At 71.0% G+C, this 16,248-nt stretch carries 10 protein-coding genes and 4 pseudogenes; 7 read left to right on the top strand and 7 right to left on the bottom strand.

The genetic code is table 11. From position 1 onward, the window contains the following. Positions 1–20 precede the first annotated feature (20 nt). From ACZ5CW_RS31350 to ACZ5CW_RS31325, 6 genes and pseudogenes are all read left to right on the top strand, one after another. Positions 21–1,529, top strand: a complete 1,509-nt coding sequence (locus ACZ5CW_RS31350; RefSeq protein WP_468607312.1) for an MFS transporter — start codon at positions 21–23, stop codon at positions 1,527–1,529. Between the two features lie 83 nt (positions 1,530–1,612). Continuing rightward, a complete protein-coding gene (locus ACZ5CW_RS31345) occupies positions 1,613–2,965 on the top strand; it encodes an aldehyde dehydrogenase family protein (RefSeq protein WP_468607310.1) in 1,353 nt (450 codons plus the stop codon). Positions 2,966–3,134: 169 nt separating this feature from the next. Next, positions 3,135–3,524 carry a PPOX class F420-dependent oxidoreductase gene (locus ACZ5CW_RS31340; RefSeq protein WP_468607515.1) on the top strand — a complete coding sequence of 130 codons (390 nt, stop codon included), beginning with the start codon at positions 3,135–3,137 and terminating at the stop codon, positions 3,522–3,524. Positions 3,525–3,631: 107 nt separating this feature from the next. Then, positions 3,632–4,156, top strand: coding sequence for a GtrA domain-containing protein (locus ACZ5CW_RS31335; RefSeq protein ID WP_468607308.1), 525 nt, complete (start codon positions 3,632–3,634; stop codon positions 4,154–4,156). A 243-nt stretch (positions 4,157–4,399) separates the two neighbouring features. After that, positions 4,400–4,504 (top strand): annotated as a pseudogene (locus tag ACZ5CW_RS31330) (precorrin-6A synthase (deacetylating)); the annotation flags it as partial. A gap of 282 nt (positions 4,505–4,786) precedes the next feature. Beyond that, positions 4,787–6,073 carry an LPXTG cell wall anchor domain-containing protein gene (locus ACZ5CW_RS31325; protein WP_468607306.1) on the top strand — a complete coding sequence of 429 codons (1,287 nt, stop codon included), beginning with the start codon at positions 4,787–4,789 and terminating at the stop codon, positions 6,071–6,073. Here the strand turns inward: ACZ5CW_RS31325 and ACZ5CW_RS31320 are convergent. The 6 genes and pseudogenes from ACZ5CW_RS31320 to ACZ5CW_RS31295 all read right to left on the bottom strand — a co-directional run bounded on the left by ACZ5CW_RS31320 (position 6,003) and on the right by ACZ5CW_RS31295 (position 11,675). Then, positions 6,003–6,374, bottom strand: coding sequence for an RICIN domain-containing protein (locus ACZ5CW_RS31320; protein ID WP_468607304.1), 372 nt, complete (start codon positions 6,372–6,374; stop codon positions 6,003–6,005). The two genes, ACZ5CW_RS31325 and ACZ5CW_RS31320, sit on opposite strands and share 71 nt — an antisense overlap. A gap of 587 nt (positions 6,375–6,961) precedes the next feature. Further along, positions 6,962–7,510: pseudogene (locus ACZ5CW_RS31315) on the bottom strand (RNA polymerase sigma factor); the annotation flags it as partial. Positions 7,511–7,610: 100 nt separating this feature from the next. Then, positions 7,611–7,996 (bottom strand): annotated as a pseudogene (locus tag ACZ5CW_RS31310) (OsmC family protein). A gap of 64 nt (positions 7,997–8,060) precedes the next feature. Next, positions 8,061–8,873: pseudogene (locus ACZ5CW_RS31305) on the bottom strand (NADP-dependent oxidoreductase). Positions 8,874–9,159: 286 nt separating this feature from the next. Further along, positions 9,160–11,427 carry an MMPL family transporter gene (locus ACZ5CW_RS31300; RefSeq protein ID WP_468607302.1) on the bottom strand — a complete coding sequence of 756 codons (2,268 nt, stop codon included), beginning with the start codon at positions 11,425–11,427 and terminating at the stop codon, positions 9,160–9,162. Between the two features lie 122 nt (positions 11,428–11,549). Continuing rightward, the gene (locus tag ACZ5CW_RS31295; protein ID WP_468607300.1) at positions 11,550–11,675 is read right to left on the bottom strand and encodes a hypothetical protein; all 126 of its coding nucleotides are present in this window, start codon (positions 11,673–11,675) and stop codon (positions 11,550–11,552) included. Positions 11,676–12,475: 800 nt separating this feature from the next. On the opposite strand from ACZ5CW_RS31295, the gene ACZ5CW_RS31290 reads away from it, so the two are divergent. Beyond that, on the top strand, positions 12,476–15,214 hold the full coding sequence (locus ACZ5CW_RS31290) for an ATP-binding protein (RefSeq protein WP_468607298.1): 2,739 nt from the start codon (positions 12,476–12,478) through the stop codon (positions 15,212–15,214). Here ACZ5CW_RS31290 and ACZ5CW_RS31285 read toward each other — a convergent pair. Beyond that, the gene (locus tag ACZ5CW_RS31285; protein ID WP_468607296.1) at positions 15,165–16,247 is read right to left on the bottom strand and encodes an XdhC family protein; all 1,083 of its coding nucleotides are present in this window, start codon (positions 16,245–16,247) and stop codon (positions 15,165–15,167) included. The genes ACZ5CW_RS31290 and ACZ5CW_RS31285 overlap by 50 nt on opposite strands. Between the last annotated feature and the right edge of the window lies 1 nt (position 16,248).

Raw genomic sequence — 16,248 nt, 5'->3', positions numbered from 1 at the left:
CTTCCATCGGAAAGAAGACCGTGAAGTCCTCCCTCCCCACCGCGCCGGAGCGCCGCACCGGCAGCCTCAGCCTCGTGCTGGTGCTGGGCCTCGCCGCCATGGTCGTGTCGATGATGCAGACCCTGGTCATCCCGATCCTCGGCATCATCCAGAACGACCTCGGCGCCTCCACTGCGCAGGTCAGCTGGGTCACCACCGCCACGCTGCTGTCGGCCGCTGTCTTCACGCCGCTCCTGGGCCGCTTCGGCGACCAGCACGGCACGAAGCCGACCCTGCTCGGTGTGCTGGTGGTGATGGTGGCCGGATCCGTGCTCGCCGCGACCACGAGTTCCATGCTGTGGCTCATCGTGGCCCGCGTGATGCAGGGCGCCGCCACCGCGATCTTCCCGCTCGCGCTGTCCGTGCTGCGCTCAGAGGTCGAGCCCGCACGGCTGCCCGGCGCCATGGCTCTGGTGAGCGGAACGCTCGGGTTCGGCAGCGGCCTCGCCCTGGTGAGCGCCGGACTCCTCACCCAGGGAGCGCACCCCGACTACCACCAGGTCTTCTGGCTGGCCGCCGCACTCGCCACCGCCGCGCTCATCGCGGTTGCGGTGGCCGTACCCGCGCCCCGCACCCGGACGGGCGGGCGCACCGACTGGCTCGGCGCCGCCGGTCTCGCCCTGCTGCTCGTCCTGTTCCTGCTGCCCATCTCGCAGGGCCACACCTGGGGCTGGACCTCGACCCGCACGCTCGCCCTCTTCGCCGCCGCGGCCGTCACGACCGTCATCTGGGTCCTCGTCGAACGCAGGGTCCGCGACCCCCTCGTGGACATGAAGATGTTCGTCCACCGCCCGGTGCTCTTCACCAACATCGCCGGACTGCTCGTCGGGTTCGCCATGTTCTCCCAGTTCATCGGGGTCTCCTATCTCGTGCAGACGCCCTCTGAGATCGCCGGCTACGGCTTCGGCGCCTCCGTCCTGCGCGCCTCCGTCGTCTACCTGCTGCCCTCCGCCCTTGTCTCGCTCGTCGCCGCGCAGTTCGGAGGGGTGCTGGTGCGCCGCATCGGCGCGCGTCTCACGCTTGCCGCCGGCGCCGTCTTCGGCGTCGTCGGTTTCGCCTGGCTGACCTTCGCTCACGACACCACCGCGTCGGTGATCCTGGCCGGCATGGTCGTCGGCGTTGCCATCAGCTTCGGCTATGCCGCGATGCCCGCTCTGATCGTGGCGGGCGTCCCCCACCACCAGACCGGTATCGCCAACGGCATCAACTCCATCTCCCGCTCCGCCGGCAGTGCGATTGGCAGCGCGGTCATCACCTCGCTGCTTGCCTCCCAGACGCTCGACAACCTGCCCCCCGGGGTTCCCGCGCTGCCCGCCGAGAGCCAGTACACCCTGAGCTTCGCCCTCGCCGGAATGGCGTTCGTGCTGGTCATAGGCGTGGCCATGGTCGGCCTGGCGGTCCGCCGCAGGTCCGCCTCGCCCGCCACCGGCACGCCCGCCCCGTCGGGCGACGGCGAAACCACGCCCGCACGCTCGGCCACCACGGTCTGACCGCACCACCTGCACGGCCGCGGCTTTCCTTCCCTCGAATGCCGACCGACCGGCCTTCCCTCCAAACCGAACAGGACACGACTGTGACTGACACCAAGGCAGCCTTCACCCTCGACGACACCTTCACCTCCGCCGAAGCCACCGCGCTGGTGGACCGACTGCGCTCTGCCTTCCGTACCGGCCGCACCAAGCCCCTGGCCTGGCGCCGACAGCAGCTGACCCGCCTGCGCGACCTGCTCACCGACAACCGCGCGGCGATAGCCGACGCTCTCTACGCCGACCTGCGCAAGAACCGCGCCGAGGCCGACGCCATGGAGATCGAAACCACGATCGTCGAGATCAACGACTACCTGGAGCACCTGGAGGAGTGGACCGCCCCGCAGCCGGCCCCCGTGACGGTGCCCGGACTCCCCGGCAGCACCGCTCGCACCCAGTTCGATCCCCTGGGTGTCGCCCTGGTCATCTCGGCCTGGAACTACCCGATCAACCTGCTGCTCGTGCCCGTCGCGGGCGCGCTCGCCGCCGGCAACGCCGTCGTCATCAAGCCCGCCGACTACGCCGCCCACACCTCGGCACTGCTGGCCGAGCTGCTGCCCGCGTATCTCGACACGGACGCGACCGCCGTCGTCGAGGGCGGCGCACCGGAAACCACCGTGCTGCTGGAGCAGCACTTCGACCACATCTTCTACACCGGCAACGGCGCGGTCGGCCGCATCGTGATGACCGCCGCCGCGAAGAACCTCACCCCCGTCGTCCTCGAACTCGGCGGTAAGTCCCCGGTGTTCGTGGACCGGGACGCCGACATCGCCACGGTCGCGCAACGCCTGGCGCAGACGAAGTTCGCCAACGCCGGACAGACCTGCGTCGCCCCCGACTACGTCCTGACCGACCCGGATACCGCGGCCGAACTGCAGGCCGCCCTGGTTGTCGCGATCAAGGGGCTGTTCGGTGCGGACCCGCAGACCTCCGACGCCTACGGACGCATCATCAACGAGCGGCACTTCGACCGGCTGTCCGCGCTGCTGGGCTCCGGCCGTACGGTCACCGGCGGGCAGAGCGACCGCGCGGACACGTACATCGCCCCGACCGTGCTGGCCGATGTCCGGCCTGACGAGCCCGTGATGCAGGAGGAGATCTTCGGCCCCATCCTGCCGATGCTGACCGTGGCGGACCTGGACGAGGCGATCTCGTTCATCAACGACCGCGACAAGCCGCTCGCCCTGTACGCCTTCACCGAGAACGACACCACCAAGCGCCGCCTGGCCGCCGAGACCTCCTCGGGCGGCCTCAACTTCGGCCTGCCGATGCACCACCTCGCCGTGCCGACGCTTCCCTTCGGCGGTGTCGGCGAGAGCGGCATGGGCAACTACCACGGCCGCTACTCCATCGAGACGTTCAGCCACCGCAAGGCCGTCCTCGACGTCCCGCTCAGCTGAACCGCCCCGGCCCCAGGCGGTCGTACGCAATCCCACCCCGCAACCTCACACGCGCCGCCGTCCCGCACCCTCCTCGGAAGAAGGCATCCCCATGCGCCAATTGACATCGCATTACGCCGCCCCCGTGGCCAACGACCTCGAACGCAAGAGCGAGGAGCACAAACGCCTCATGGACGACACGCTGCTGGAGCACCTCAGCGCCGGCAAGTACATGCTGATCACCAGCTACCGCAAGAACGGCACCCCGGTCGCCACACCGGTGTGGGTGGTACGCGACGGGGACACGCTGGGCGTGCAGACCCAGGCCGACTCCTGGAAGGTCAAGCGGATCCAGGCACGCGGCGACGTCCTCGTCGGCCCCTGCGACCTGCGCGGCAACCCGACCGGCGACCCGGTCCCGGCCACCGCCGAGATCACCGACGCGGCGACCAGCGCCCGCTACCGCACCCTCATCGCCCGCAAGTACGGCATCCTCGGCCGCCTCATGATCCTCAACAGCCGGCTGCGCCGGGGAGGGGACACGACGCTGGGCATCCGTGTGCGACTCGCCTCGCAATGAGTTGACGAACCGTCAGCTACCGCTTAGGGGCCGCCTGTCGGACGGCCTTGGTGAATGCCGTCAGACGGTCACGGCACACAAGAGTGAGCGATCAAGGGGGTCGGACGATGGAGACAGCGCAGAGTCAGCAGCAGGCGGCACCCGGCACCTTCACCGCCTTCGCCCGCTTCGTACTCTTCGGCGGTGGAGTAGGGCTCGCCTCCAGCTTCGCCGTGGCGGCCCTCGCCTCCTGGATCTACTGGGGCCTGGCCAACGCTCTGATCACCGTGGCTTCCACCCTCCTCGCCACCGAGTTGCATTCCCGCTTCACCTTCGGCGCGGGCGGGCGCGCGACCTGGCGCCAGCATGCGCAGTCGGCCGGTTCCGCAGTGGCCGCCTATGTGGTGACCTCCGTGGCGATGCTTGTCCTGCGGCAACTGGTGGCAGCTCCCGGTGTGGTGCTCGAGCAGGTCGTCTACCTGTCCGCCTCCGCGCTCGCCGGTGTCGCGCGGTTCGCGGTGCTGCGCCTCGTTGTCTTCGCGCGGAGTCGCTCGCAGGTCGCGGCCACCGTCCGCACCACCCGTCCCGTGCGCACGACCGCGGCCCGCGCCGCGGCACCCGCCGGCCCCGTGGTGCTGTTCCACGCCGCTTGACCGTTGCGCCGGGCGGCCCGCCGTGCGGGACGGGCAGCCTCGCCGTGGATCGGCGTCCACATCACGCCCCAGCTGCGGGGCGGCCGGTTCCCACTGATCTTTAGGCTCTGGATGGGCGCGATCCAGCGGCTTCTCGGGGTAGATGACACCGCGGTGTTGGGCTGACCTGGGCCCTTGGTTGTCTATTCGCACCGCTTGGCACCGGAAGGTCATTCCTTGTTGCCACCTGCGCCTGCTTCGCGTGTCAGCAGCGTCTCGGCGCTCGTCGCCCGCCACCGGATCGGCCTGAACCGGGTCGCCCGTCCCGTGCAGATCACCACGGGACGGCGGATGGCCGAGGGCTTCCCGGCCCTGCGGCAGGGTCCACCGGAAGAGCCCTGGCCCGGGATCCAGCGTCCGGGGCCAGACCCATGCAAGTTCCGCTACTCGCACCCCCGCGTAACGAGTGGATAACGCGCCAGGACGGTAGAAGGCGGCTGCGCTCCTCAACGGGTGACAGATCCTTCGGGGCGCTCGTGCGATGAGCGTCGCTCAGGAGCCCCGTGCAAGCTCGGAGTTCGCTCGCCCCTCGCGAGCCGCTCAACCACCGGAAGGACCCCTCCCATGCGTGTGCCTCGCGGCGCCCTGCTCATGTCCGCCGCCTGCACGTCCGTCGCACTGGCCGCGACGGCACCGTCCACCGCCGCTGCGGTGGACGGCCCCGCCCAGCGGCGGATCCAGATTGCGATGATCAACTTCAGCGACAGCTCCTTCGCCGACCCCACGAAGGCCAGGAGCAACCTGCAGAACAGCTACTTCGGCAAGACCCGGTCCCTGACCTCGTACTACAACGAGGTGACCCGGGAAGCCACCACGTTCAAGCCGGCCGCGGGGGGTGAGGGCGGAGTGATCGGCCCGATCAATCTCGACATGCCGGCCGCCGGCTGTGACACGCGCAAGATCTATTGGCTGACGCAGAAGGCGCTGGAGGAACAGGGCTTGACGTGGGTGGACGACTTTGATCACCTCTCGATGGTCTTCCCCGGCGAGAAGGCGGGCTGTGGCTTCGGGGGACTCGGCTCTGTGGGAGGCGGCCTGACCTGGATTCCGACCGGCGACGGCACAGTCGACCAGACAGTGCTGTCCCACGAGTTCGGTCACAACCTCGGCTACGGTCACCAGATGCGGATCCGCTGCGAGGACTCGGACCTGGCGAGCTGCCGGGACACGGAGGAGAACAGCTTCATGACCCCCATGGGGGGAGGCGGCGTGGCGGTGGGCCTGACCGCGCCCGAGCTGATTCACGCCAAGTGGCTGTCGGAGACGGAAGCCGTGAGGGTCACCAAGTCCAGTACGTACACGATGCGTTCTCTGTATGGACCGGGTGACGGCGTGCGCGCGCTGATCGTTCCGGCCGGGCAGGACAGCCTGATCGTGGAGGTGCGCGGCGCGTCCGGCACGCTCGACGATCGCCTCACGGGTGTGCACGCCTACCGCGTGAAGAACGGCGACTTCGGCAAGGACGCCGACCTGATCGACACCACGCCTGGTGATGCCGACGCTCTCAAGGCCGGCACGGTCTTCACCGACAAGGCACACAAGGTCGAGATCAAGGTGGAGCAGTCCGGTGACGGCGCGGCGACGGTGGCAGTCAGCCTCAATGGCGTGCCGAGCCCCGCGAAGGCCGAGGGCGAGTCCGGCAACGGCTCGGCGCCGCAGACCGGCAGCAGTGAGCCGGTCGCTTCCCAGAACGAGCACGGTGCGGAAAGCACCGGCGGTGCCGGCGGCCAGAATGGCACCGATCTCGCCGAGACCGGCACCGACACCACCAACTATCTGCCCATGGCGGCGGGCGGCGCCGCGCTGTTCACGGTCGGCGCTGCGTTCCTGCTGAAGTCCCGCCGCAAGCGGGCGGCCATGGCCCGCCACGCACGCTGACTCCGGCTTCCTGAACCGGTTCTGGGCGCCTCTCGCGGGTGGGAGGTGAGTTGACCGTGCCGGAAGCCTGGAAGAAGCAGGTCCACCGGGCCGTGACCGCGGTGGAGTTGCAGGCGCGCTCCTGGCGGACCGGGGCGCCGTCCGTCGATGTGCCGCTGTGGGTGAGACACATGCCGGTCCCGTAGTTCCGGATACGGGCCTCCTGCGTGGCACGGTCGATGAGCAGCTCCCACTGCTGCGTACGGCTGCCGTCGCAGTCGGCTTCGTACGGCTCGGCGCCCTCGGCCGTGGAAACGTCCATGCAGCGGCCGGTGGACACGATCGGCAGCTGGGCGGCGGTCGTCGGGTCTTGGATGCGCGTGCGGACGGTGTACGGGAGGGGGGCTTAGGGTCGTGCTGTTCGCTCCGGGCGGGGGATGAGGATGGCGAGGGCCGCGTGACCGCCAGGGTGGGCCGCGGCGACGGCGGGTCGTCGCCGTCGGGCAGAGCCGCGTAGCCGCCGATCGATACGGCGACGAGGGCGGCGCCGACGCCGGCGACCTTGACGGTCGTGCCGGCCCCTGGGGTGACCGTAGTCGTCCCGGCCGCGGACCCCGTGGCGGCCGAGCCGGCGACCGCGGCCGCTCCCACGACCTTCGTGCCGTATGAGGCACCCACCCACAACAGCACACCTGCCGGGAGTACGGCCTTGAGCGAGTTGTTCAGCTCCCACAGTCGGTGGTTGGCACGGCGACACCGGCGGCATCCCGAAAGATGGCGCTCAAGACCTGAGTGCCTGCCATGCCGCCCGCCGCGGCGGACCGAGGCGGCCAACACGCCCGTGAAGTGCCGGCACTCGTCGGACATCGTCGGGTCCGCCGCGTACTCGGTCAGGTACGCCTCACGCAGACCCTCACGCGCCCGGGCGGTGAGGGACGCGACGCCGCTCGGGCTGATACCGATCAGTGGCGCGATCCGCTTCGCTGGTTCTTCTTCCACAGCCGAGTGCCACAGCACGGTCTCCCAGCGCTCGGGAAGACTGCGGAACGCGCGCTGCACCAGACCGGCGTCCTCCCACAGCAGCGCCTGTTCCTCACCGCTCGGCGCCTCGGAGAGCCAGGTCCCGAAGTCGGGGGACAACTCGATCCGGTCGGCTGTGGCGGCCCACGACGCGGCCGTGCGGCGGACCGTGGTCAGCAGATACGGCCGCCAGGCCCCCCTCGGGACCGGCACCTCCGCGCACGGCGCGCGGGCGAACGCCTCCGAGGTCAGGTCTTCCGCCGTGTGCGTGTCTCGTGTGCAGGTGCGGGCATAGGCGATGACCGAAGTGCGGTGCCGCCGGTAGAGCTCGTCAAGCGCGGCGTCGGCGGCGTCCGGGGGGCCGTTGCGTATGAAGGCGGTCAGGTGAGCGTCGCTGGCGGCTGCCGGAGCGGCGGCTACGGAGGTGCGGTCGCGCATGATAGTCATCCTGGGGGCGACAGACGGGAGGGCTTGTCGAAGGCGATGAGCGGTCAGCGCGCGCCGTCCCGGGCCGTTATGAAGCCGCGATCTGACGGCATCACCGTCGACAACCGCGCGCCGCCATGACCAAGCAGGTCAACGCCGCCTTCGCGGCCCGCGACACCGCGTACGGACACACCTGGTGGGCCTTCTCGATCAGGTCCTTGGCGGTGGCGGCGTCCACGTTCAGGATGTCCGCGGACATCGTGCCGATGATGCCGAAGCCCCCGTCGCTCTTGCCGATGCCGACCTCGGCGGGGACAGCCGAGCCGGAGATGTCCGGCTGTGACGAGCTGCTCCGGGTTCGTACCGGCGCCCGAACCGCCCCTCGCGCGAGTTGATTACGACTTCGAGGTTGCCATCGTCGGTGGCCGCGCAACCGTCACGGCCGTTCTCTGCGGTGGCGACGGCGGTGTGAAGGACGTCGGACGGCTCGATCGAGATGAAGACGCTTCCATCTGTGGTTCGCCGTGACTCGTGCCCACGATCGCGACGGTGTCGGTCGAGACTACCGATCCAGGGGGACGATCATCTTCCCGGTGTTCCCGCCGCGCATCAGCCCCAGGAACGCCTCGACACCGTTCTCGACGCCCTCGACGACGGTCTCCTGGTACTTGAAGCTCACCGGAGCGCAGCCAGCCCGCGACCTCCCGCACGAACTGCGGCTGGAGCGCCTCGTGGTCGCGCGGGGGCGGCCGCGCGCAGCTGCTCGGCCACGTTGCCGTTCTTGTAGTTGAAGGCGGCGTTGAAGCCGTACTCCTCGACGAGGAGCTTGACCTTCTCGTCGGAGCCGGCGGAGCCGATGACCTGCGAGGCGCCCTTCAGCTTCGCCATCTGGCCGACCAGGATGCCGACCGCATCGGCGGCGTCGGAGACGAAGACCGCGTCGCCCTCCTCGAAGGAGGCGACCTGGAAGAGGCCGGCGTAGGCGGTGAGTCCGGGCATACCGAGAACGCTCAGGTAGGCCTGGGAGCGGAGCGACGGACGCGTCGACCTTGACGGCCTGCTTGGCGTCCACGTCCGCGTACTCGCGCCAGCCGAGGCCGTGCAGCACGTGGTCACCGACCGCGAAGCCCTTCGCGTTCGACGCGATGACCTCGCCGACCGCACCGCCGTCCATGGGCTGGTCGAGCTGGAACGGCGGGACGTACGACTTCACATCGTTCATCCGCCCGCGCATGTACGGGTCGACCGAGAGGTGCAGGTTCCGGACGAGGATCCGGCCCTCGCCAGGCGCGGCTACCGGAGCCTCGTGCAGGGCGAAGTCCTCCGTCTGGGGCCAGCCTTGCGGGCGGGCGACGAGGTGCCGTCGAGTCGAGATCGCCGTAGCGACGGACGCGGGCCAACAGACGGCCCGGCAGCTGCTGGGAGTCCCTGCACTTCGCGCGGGAGCCGCGGGGCGCGACCCCGTCCCCTCCGGGGCTTCGTCAGCGCATAGGCCGTGGACATACGGGGATTGCCCGTCAGAGCGAACGCCTGTGAGAGCCGTTCGACAGCACGAGGTTGAAGATCAAGCCGAGAAGCCCTCCGCCTACCGATAGCAACCCCGGGTCTGAAGAGGTGCTCACCGCACACCATCAGACCCGGGGCCGCCGAGGTCCGAGCACTCAGAACTTCACCAGGTCCCGGTCCTCATCCGGATCCGCACCCTTCGAATCGCCCGAGCCGGACGAGCCCAACGAATGGGCCGAGTCGCCCTGCGTCCGCAGCCCTTCCCCCTCGACATCCACGTTCGGCAGCACCCGGTCCAGCCACTTCGGCAGCCACCACGCCTTCCTGCCGAGCAGAGCCAGGACGGCCGGGACGATCGCCATCCGCACGATGAACGCGTCGAAGAGGACAGCGATCGCCAGGCCGAAGCCGATCATCTTGACCATCGCCTCGCTGGAGCCGATGAAGCCGGCGAAGACCGCAGTCATGATCACCGCGGCGGCCGTCACGACCCGCGCGCTGTGGTTGAAGCCGGTCACCACGGCCTGGCTCGCCTTCTCGCCGTGGATGTACGCCTCTCGCATCCGGGTCACGAGGAACACCTCGTAGTCCATTGCGAGGCCGAAGACCACGCCGATCATGAAGATCGGCATGATCGCCACGATGGGGCGGGTCTCCTCGACGCCCACGAGGTCGGCCATCCAGCCCCACTGGAAGACCGCGACCACGGCGCCGAGGGCTGCCATCACGCTCAGCAGGAAGCCGAGGGCCGCCTTCAGCGGGACGAGGATGGAGCGGAAGACCACGATCAGCAGCAGGAACGCCAGGCCCACGACCAGGGCCAGGTACGGGATCAGCGCGTCGTTCAGCTTCTGCGCGACGTCGATGTTCATGGCTGTGGTGCCGGTGACCAGCACGTCCGCGTCCGTGTCGGCCTTGATCTCCATGCCCGCGTCCCGGATGTCGTGCACCAGCTCCTCGGTGGTCACCGACGACGGCTCGGAGTCCGGGATCACGGTGATCGTCGCTGTGTCGCCCGCCTTGTTGGGGGCGGCCGGCATCACGGTCGCGACGTTCTTGAGGGCCTTGATCTGGTCGGTGACCTCGGTGAACGCGGCATCCGGGTCATCGCTCGCCTTCGCGTCGACGACGATCACCAGGGGGCCGTTGAAGCCGGGGCCGAAGCCCTCGGACAGCAGGTCGTACGCCCGGCGCTGCGTCGTCGAGGTCGGCAGCGAGCTGTCGTCCCCGATGCCCAGTTCCATGGAGACGGCGGGGACGGCGACGGCCCCGAGCCCGACAACGCCGAGGAGCAGGACGGCGATCGGACGGCGTACGACGAACCTCGCCCAGCGCGTGCCCATGTTGGGCTTGGCCTCGGCCGAAGCGGCCTTCCGCGCGGCCCGGGCGCCGCCCAGGAACTTGCTCTTCTCGCCCGCCGGCTTGACCCTCCGACCCGCGTAACCGAGCAGCGCGGGGATCATCGTCAGTGCGATGAGGACGGCGATGGCGACCGTGCCGGCGGCCGCGACGCCCATCTTCGTCAGCATCGGCATGTTGACGACGGACAGGCCCACCAGCGCGATCACGACCGTGAGGCCGGCGAACACCACCGCCGAGCCCGCGGTGCCGACGGCCCGGCCGGCCGCATCCTCACGCTCGCGGCCCGCGGCCAGTTCGGCCCGGTAGCGGGAGACGACGAACAGGGCGTAGTCGATGCCGACCGCCAGGCCGATCATCGTGGCCAGCGTCGAGGTGGTCGATCCCAGTTCGAGCGTGCTGGCGAGGGCCGTGATCGCCGAGACTCCGATACCGACGCCGATGACCGCCGTCAGCAGCGGCAGCCCTGCCGCGACCAGTGAGCCGAAGGTGATGACCAGGACCACCGCGGCGACCGCGATACCGATGACCTCCGTGGCGCCGGTCTCGGGCTGCGCCAGGAGTGCGTCACCGCCGACCTCCACGGTCAGCCCGGCGTCCCGCGCGTCCTGCGCGGTCTCCTCCAGGACTTCCCGGGTGCCGTCCTCCAGTTCCATGCCGGGGACCTTGTACTTGACCGATGCGTAGGCGATCGTGCCGTCCTTGCTGACGGCGTCGGCCTGGTAGGGGTCGGCGACGGCGGCGACCTCGGGGCCGTCTGCCAGCTCGTCGACGGTCTTCTGCACGGTGTTCCTATTGGCGGCGTCCGTCATCTTCTCGCCGGCGGGTGCCTTGAAGACGACGCGGGCGGTGCCGCCGTCGGCGCTCATCCCGGGGAAGCGCTGTTCCAGCAGGTCGAAGGCCTTCTGGGCCTCGGTGCCGGGGACGGTGAAGGACGTGTTGCCCGCCGAGGGGGCGCTGGCCGCGCCGAAGCCCGCGAGCGCCAGCAGTGCCACCCATAGGAGGGCGACGAAGTGCCGTCGCCTGAAGGCGAGTCGGCCGAGTCTGTAGAGAAACGTGGCCACGAGGGCGTACTCCCAGTCAGGTCGTGGGGTGTTCAGGGCAGGGGTGATCAGCCCGGCGGGGAGGCAAGGTTGATCGGCCCGACGACGTGAGCGGTCACGTCAGGTGCTGAGTGCGGGGTTTGTCAGGCCGTGGGCGCGCCGAGGGCGGGGAGGGCCACGGCGTCGATGTACGCAAGGAGGAAGTAATGCGTCGGCGGCGGCGCGTCGATCAGCGTGTGGGCGGCGAAGGCGCCGCTCATCATGTGCATCGTGAACCTGCTGGCCGGGGTGTCCGCACGAACTCACCCCGGTCGACCACCCGCCGCAGCATGGGAAGGTACTCCGCCATCACGGGGAGACAGCCGAACCGCCGACCGCCGAGGCGATCGACCTCGTCTTCGAGGCAATCGGCGAGCACGCGCGCGAGCGCGGCTTTCGCGGATCGTCGTGCATGAGCGGGGCGCCGGGTTCTCGGAGGCGGCCCATCCGGTCCGCTGCCTGGGGGGCGGCCCGCCGCAACTGGATCCGCACACCTTTCACGGATTGCCCGACCCAGCTCGGCCGCGCCGAAGCGGAGTCGGCCGCCGGTCGCCGCTGATGCTGTACGACGGTGCGGTGGCCGCCGACCACCCGGACGGACGACTCGACGGCGGCGCACAAGGACCTGCTGGACGCGGTCCGACTGATCCGGTCGGGAGACTGACCCCAGCGGGGACTCACGCGAGACCGGTCATCACGGCATCGCGTACCGGGTCGCGATAGCCGGCTGGGCGCGCGGCGTCAGGCTGGCGAGGAGCTCACTGACGGGGCCCACCTCGACCCTGGAGCGGATTGGTTTCATGGAAGTTCTTCATCCCTGTTCGACGTGCACCGGGGACCCCACGAGAGTCCTCCGGCTGCGGGCAGACCCGCCCGGGCAGCCAGAGGCCACCTTCATAGAAAGACCGGTCGTTCTACCTCTCGACAATAGCTCCTCCGGGGTTCTCGCGCCACAATTCGACCCGACTGAGAGGTCCCTCACTCATCCGCCGGTGACAAGAGCGCGGCCCGCCGGAGGTAGCCTCCCCACATGCTCTACGGGCGGCAAAAGGAACTCCAGGCACTGAGTCGGCTTGTCGCCGAGGCCAGTGCGGGCCGGGGCGGAGCGCTGATCATGGAATGGGATGCCGGGGTCGGGAAGACGGCGCTGCTACGGCGTACCATTGCCGCGGCCGGCAGCGACACGCGTGTACTGACCTGCTCAGGCGTCCAGGCCGAAGTCGCGCTGGCCTTCGGTGGACTGCAGCGGTTGCTGACGCCGCTGCTCGACCAGTTGCCGCAGCTGCCGGACGAGCAAGCCGCCGCGCTGCGCACCGCGTTGGGCCTGTCCACCGCACCCGCCGCGGATCTGCTGGTCCGCACAGCCGTGTTGTCCCTGCTGGACCGGGCCGCTGCACGCACCCCCCTGCTGCTCGTCGCGGACGATCTGCACTGGCTCGATCCGGCCACCGCCGGTGTGCTGCTCTTCGCCGCCCGCCGCCTCAAGGGCCGTTCCATCGCCTTCCTCGCCTCTGTCCGCGAAGCCGGGGAGGCAACCGGGGACCTGCCACAGCTCACGCTCCGCGGGCTCGACCCGGACGCCGCGTCCGCCCTCCTCGACGAGCACGGGTGGGGGACGCCGGGTCCGGCCAGGCGCGCCATCGCCGCCGCTGTGGGAGGAAACCCGCTGGCGCTGCAGGAACTGGTCCGGCTCGGCAGTCCGGCGGAGGTCGCGGAGAAGGTCGTGCTCACCGGCACCGCCCCGCTCAGCCTGCGCCTTCGCGAGGTCTTCGTCGAACGCACCCGGGAACTGCCCGAATCGGCCCGCACCCTCCTGCTGGTGGCGGCGGCGGAAGACAGCGGCCACACCGCCACCGTGCTCGCCGCGGCCGGACGGCTGGCGGTCGACGCGCAGGCACTGGACGTCGTGGAGGCCGCCGGGTACCTGGAGGAAGTGTCGGGTGCCCGGCTGCGCTTCCGGCATCCGCTCGTACGAGCCGCGGTGTACGCCGACGCCTCCGCTCGCCGACGTGCGCTCGCGCATCGCGCGCTCGCCGACGAGCTGGCGACACAACACCCGGAGGGCGGGCAGCGCGCACGGGCCGTATGGCACCGCGCGCTCGCGACCACCGGCCCCGACGAGCAACTGGCCGAAGCACTGGAAGCCGGCGCGGAGACGGTGCGCCGCAGGGGCGGACTCGCCGCGTCCGCGGCCGTACTGCACCGGGCCGCGCTGCTGAGCCCCACGGAGCAGATGCACACCAGGCGGCTCGCCGCCGCGGCCCACGCCGCCTGGAAGTCGGGCAGCCCCCAGCTAGCCCACCCGCTGTTGAGGGAGGCACTGTCCCGGCCCGCGGACGCCGGGACTCAGCTGGAGCTCGACCGACTGCGGGGCATGATGGAGCTCTGGGGCGGCGATCAACAGGCGGCGGTGGCCCGGCTGTTGGACAGCGCCGCCGCGCTGGCCGGCCGGTCCCCCGATAAGGCGGTGACTCTCGCCTTCATGGCGGTGGACGGGGCGCTGCGCGCCGACCGGACGGACGAGGCCCTGCGGGCCGCGCGGCTCATCGAGGCCGCCGGCGTTGAGGATCCCGGGTATTCCCGGTACGGGAACTGGCTGGCGGACGCTGTCGTCGGCCGTCCCCTGGACGGGTTGACACCCTGGCAGATCCTCCAGGCCGCGCCAGAGGGCCTCAGCCGCAACGATGCGCACCTCCACGCGTGGCCTGCCGCGCTGGGCCACCTCGGGCCCTCCCCCCGGATGGCCCGGTCCTTCATCGTGGAAGCCTGCGACCATTTGGCGGTGTCCGGCATGCTGGCGGTCCGCGGACTGCTCCTGTCGTGGCTTGCGGCCCTGGAGTACCGGACCGGGCTGTGGCCCGAGTGCGAGGCGCACGCGCAGGAGGGGTTGCGGATGGCCCGGGACGTCGGGCAGCCCGTCCTGGAGGCGGATCTGCTCGCGGTGTTGGCCCTGCTGTCCGCCGGGCAGGGCGAGGCGGAGGATTGCCGCGGGTACGCCGAGCGCGCCCAAGCTCTCGCGGTGCCGCAGGCCAACAGGTCGGCAGCGGGCACCGCGCAGTGGGCGCTGGGGCGGCTGTCCCTCGCCGCCGGCGACTACGCGGAGGCCTGCGAACGGCTGGCGGCGCTCGGCGAGCCAGGCTCACCGTTCGCCCACAGCCGGGTGGCCCGGCAGGCCGCCCTCGACGTGGTGGAGGCGCACGTGCGCGCGAACCGCAGGGAAGCCGCCGAGCAGTCGGCGCGGGCGTTCGAGGAGTGGGCGGAGCAGACCACTCTGGTCTGGCCCGAGCTGTCCCGGCACGGCATCCGCGCCCTGCTCACGGAGGGCGACGCGGCGGACAAGCACTTCCGGGCGGCCCTGGCGGCCGCGGGCGCGGCGGACGCTCCGCTCGCCCGGGGGCACACCGCGCTGCTGTACGGGGAGTGGCTGCGGCGGAACCGGCACGAAGGCGAGGCCAGAGCACAGCTGCGCTCGGCGCTGGACACACTGGAGGGTCTCGGGGCGCGGGGCGAGGCGGAGCGCGCCCGCACCCAGTTGCGTGGGGCGGGTGGTGCGCCACGGCGCCGCGGCGGCGATCCGTCGGCTCGGCTGACAGTCCAGGAGCTGCAGGTTGCCCGGCTGGCAGCGGAGGGGCTGAGCAACCGGGAGATCGGCGCGCGGCTCTCCTTGAGCCCGCGGACTGTCGGCTACCACCTGTACAAGGTGTTCCCGAAGCTCGGCATCAGCAGCCGCTCCCAACTGCGCGACGCGGACCTGGATGCGGTTGGCTGACCCGTACGGCGACGAGTTGGGCCGCGATCGCCGTGGCCACCTCGGCCGGGGTGCGGCCACCGAGGGGCAGGCCGATCGGCGAGTGGATCGCGGCGCGCCCCGCCTCGCCGAGTCCGGCGTCGCGCAGTCGTCCGTCCCGGTCACGGACCGTCGCCGCCGAACCGATCGCCCCCAGGTACCCGACGCCCGCCTCGGTGGCTTCCAGCAGCGCCGGAACGTCGACCCGCGCATCGTGCGTGAGCACCACGACGGCGCAGCGGCCGTCGAGCGCGCCTTCGCCGCGCAGGGTGCGCAGCCCTGTCTGCGGCAGTCCGGGGAGCACCTCCACACCGGCGTCCCGTGCCTGCGCCGCGAAGACCGGCCGGTGCTCCAGGACGATCGGCCGGTAGCCGAGTTCGCCGCCGATCCGGGCCAGGGGCCCGGCCACCGGCGTCCAGGTGACGATCGCCAGCCGCGGCGGGGAGGCGTGTGCGGCGACGAAGACGTCCGGTTGCGGACCGGAGCCGAGAACCGCGGTGCCGCCCTCGGGCAGCAGGCTCCGCGCCGCCGCCTCGGCATCGCGGTCCACCTCGCCCGCGCCGAGGCTGCCCTCCCGGCCGCCGTCGGGCAGCACGACCAGGTGCCGGGAGCCGGATCCGCGCAGCCGTATGGCGTGCGCGGCGGGGCGCCCGGCCTCGACCGCCGTGGCCAGGACGGGCAGCCACCAAGCGCTGTCCGGCGGCACCGGCTCGATCCAAACCGTGACCGTGCCTCCGCAGGTCAGACCAACGTCGAACGGTCCACTGGCGAGTCCGGCGGGGCCGTAGCGGCGCAGCACGGGGCGGCCGTCGCGCAGCACCTCCTGCGCCGTCGCGGCGACATCGGCGTCGACGCAGCCGCCGCTGATCGCGCCGAGCGCCGCGCCCGCGCCGTCGACGGCCATCGCCGTGCCCACGGGGAAGGGTGTGCTGCCGGCCGCGTCGACGAGGGTGGCCAGGGCGAACGGCCGGGACTCGGCCCACCACCCCGCCAGCTGCGGAAGGATGTCGCGCATT

The organism is Streptomyces sp. NPDC031379 (genome assembly GCF_055569615.1).
This window is presented reverse-complemented; position numbering and strand designations above follow the sequence as displayed.

Coding starts and splice junctions, on each gene's coding strand:
- ACZ5CW_RS31340 (WP_468607515.1), top strand. CDS start 3,135: ATGGACGACACGCTGCTGGAGCACCTCAGCGCCGGCAAGTACATGCTG.
- ACZ5CW_RS31335 (WP_468607308.1), top strand. CDS start 3,632: ATGGAGACAGCGCAGAGTCAGCAGCAGGCGGCACCCGGCACCTTCACC.
- ACZ5CW_RS31325 (WP_468607306.1), top strand. CDS start 4,787: ATGTCCGCCGCCTGCACGTCCGTCGCACTGGCCGCGACGGCACCGTCC.
- ACZ5CW_RS31320 (WP_468607304.1), bottom strand. CDS start 6,374: ATGGACGTTTCCACGGCCGAGGGCGCCGAGCCGTACGAAGCCGACTGC.
- ACZ5CW_RS31295 (WP_468607300.1), bottom strand. CDS start 11,675: ATGCACATGATGAGCGGCGCCTTCGCCGCCCACACGCTGATCGACGCG.
- ACZ5CW_RS31290 (WP_468607298.1), top strand. CDS start 12,476: ATGCTCTACGGGCGGCAAAAGGAACTCCAGGCACTGAGTCGGCTTGTC.
- ACZ5CW_RS31285 (WP_468607296.1), bottom strand. CDS start 16,247: ATGCGCGACATCCTTCCGCAGCTGGCGGGGTGGTGGGCCGAGTCCCGG.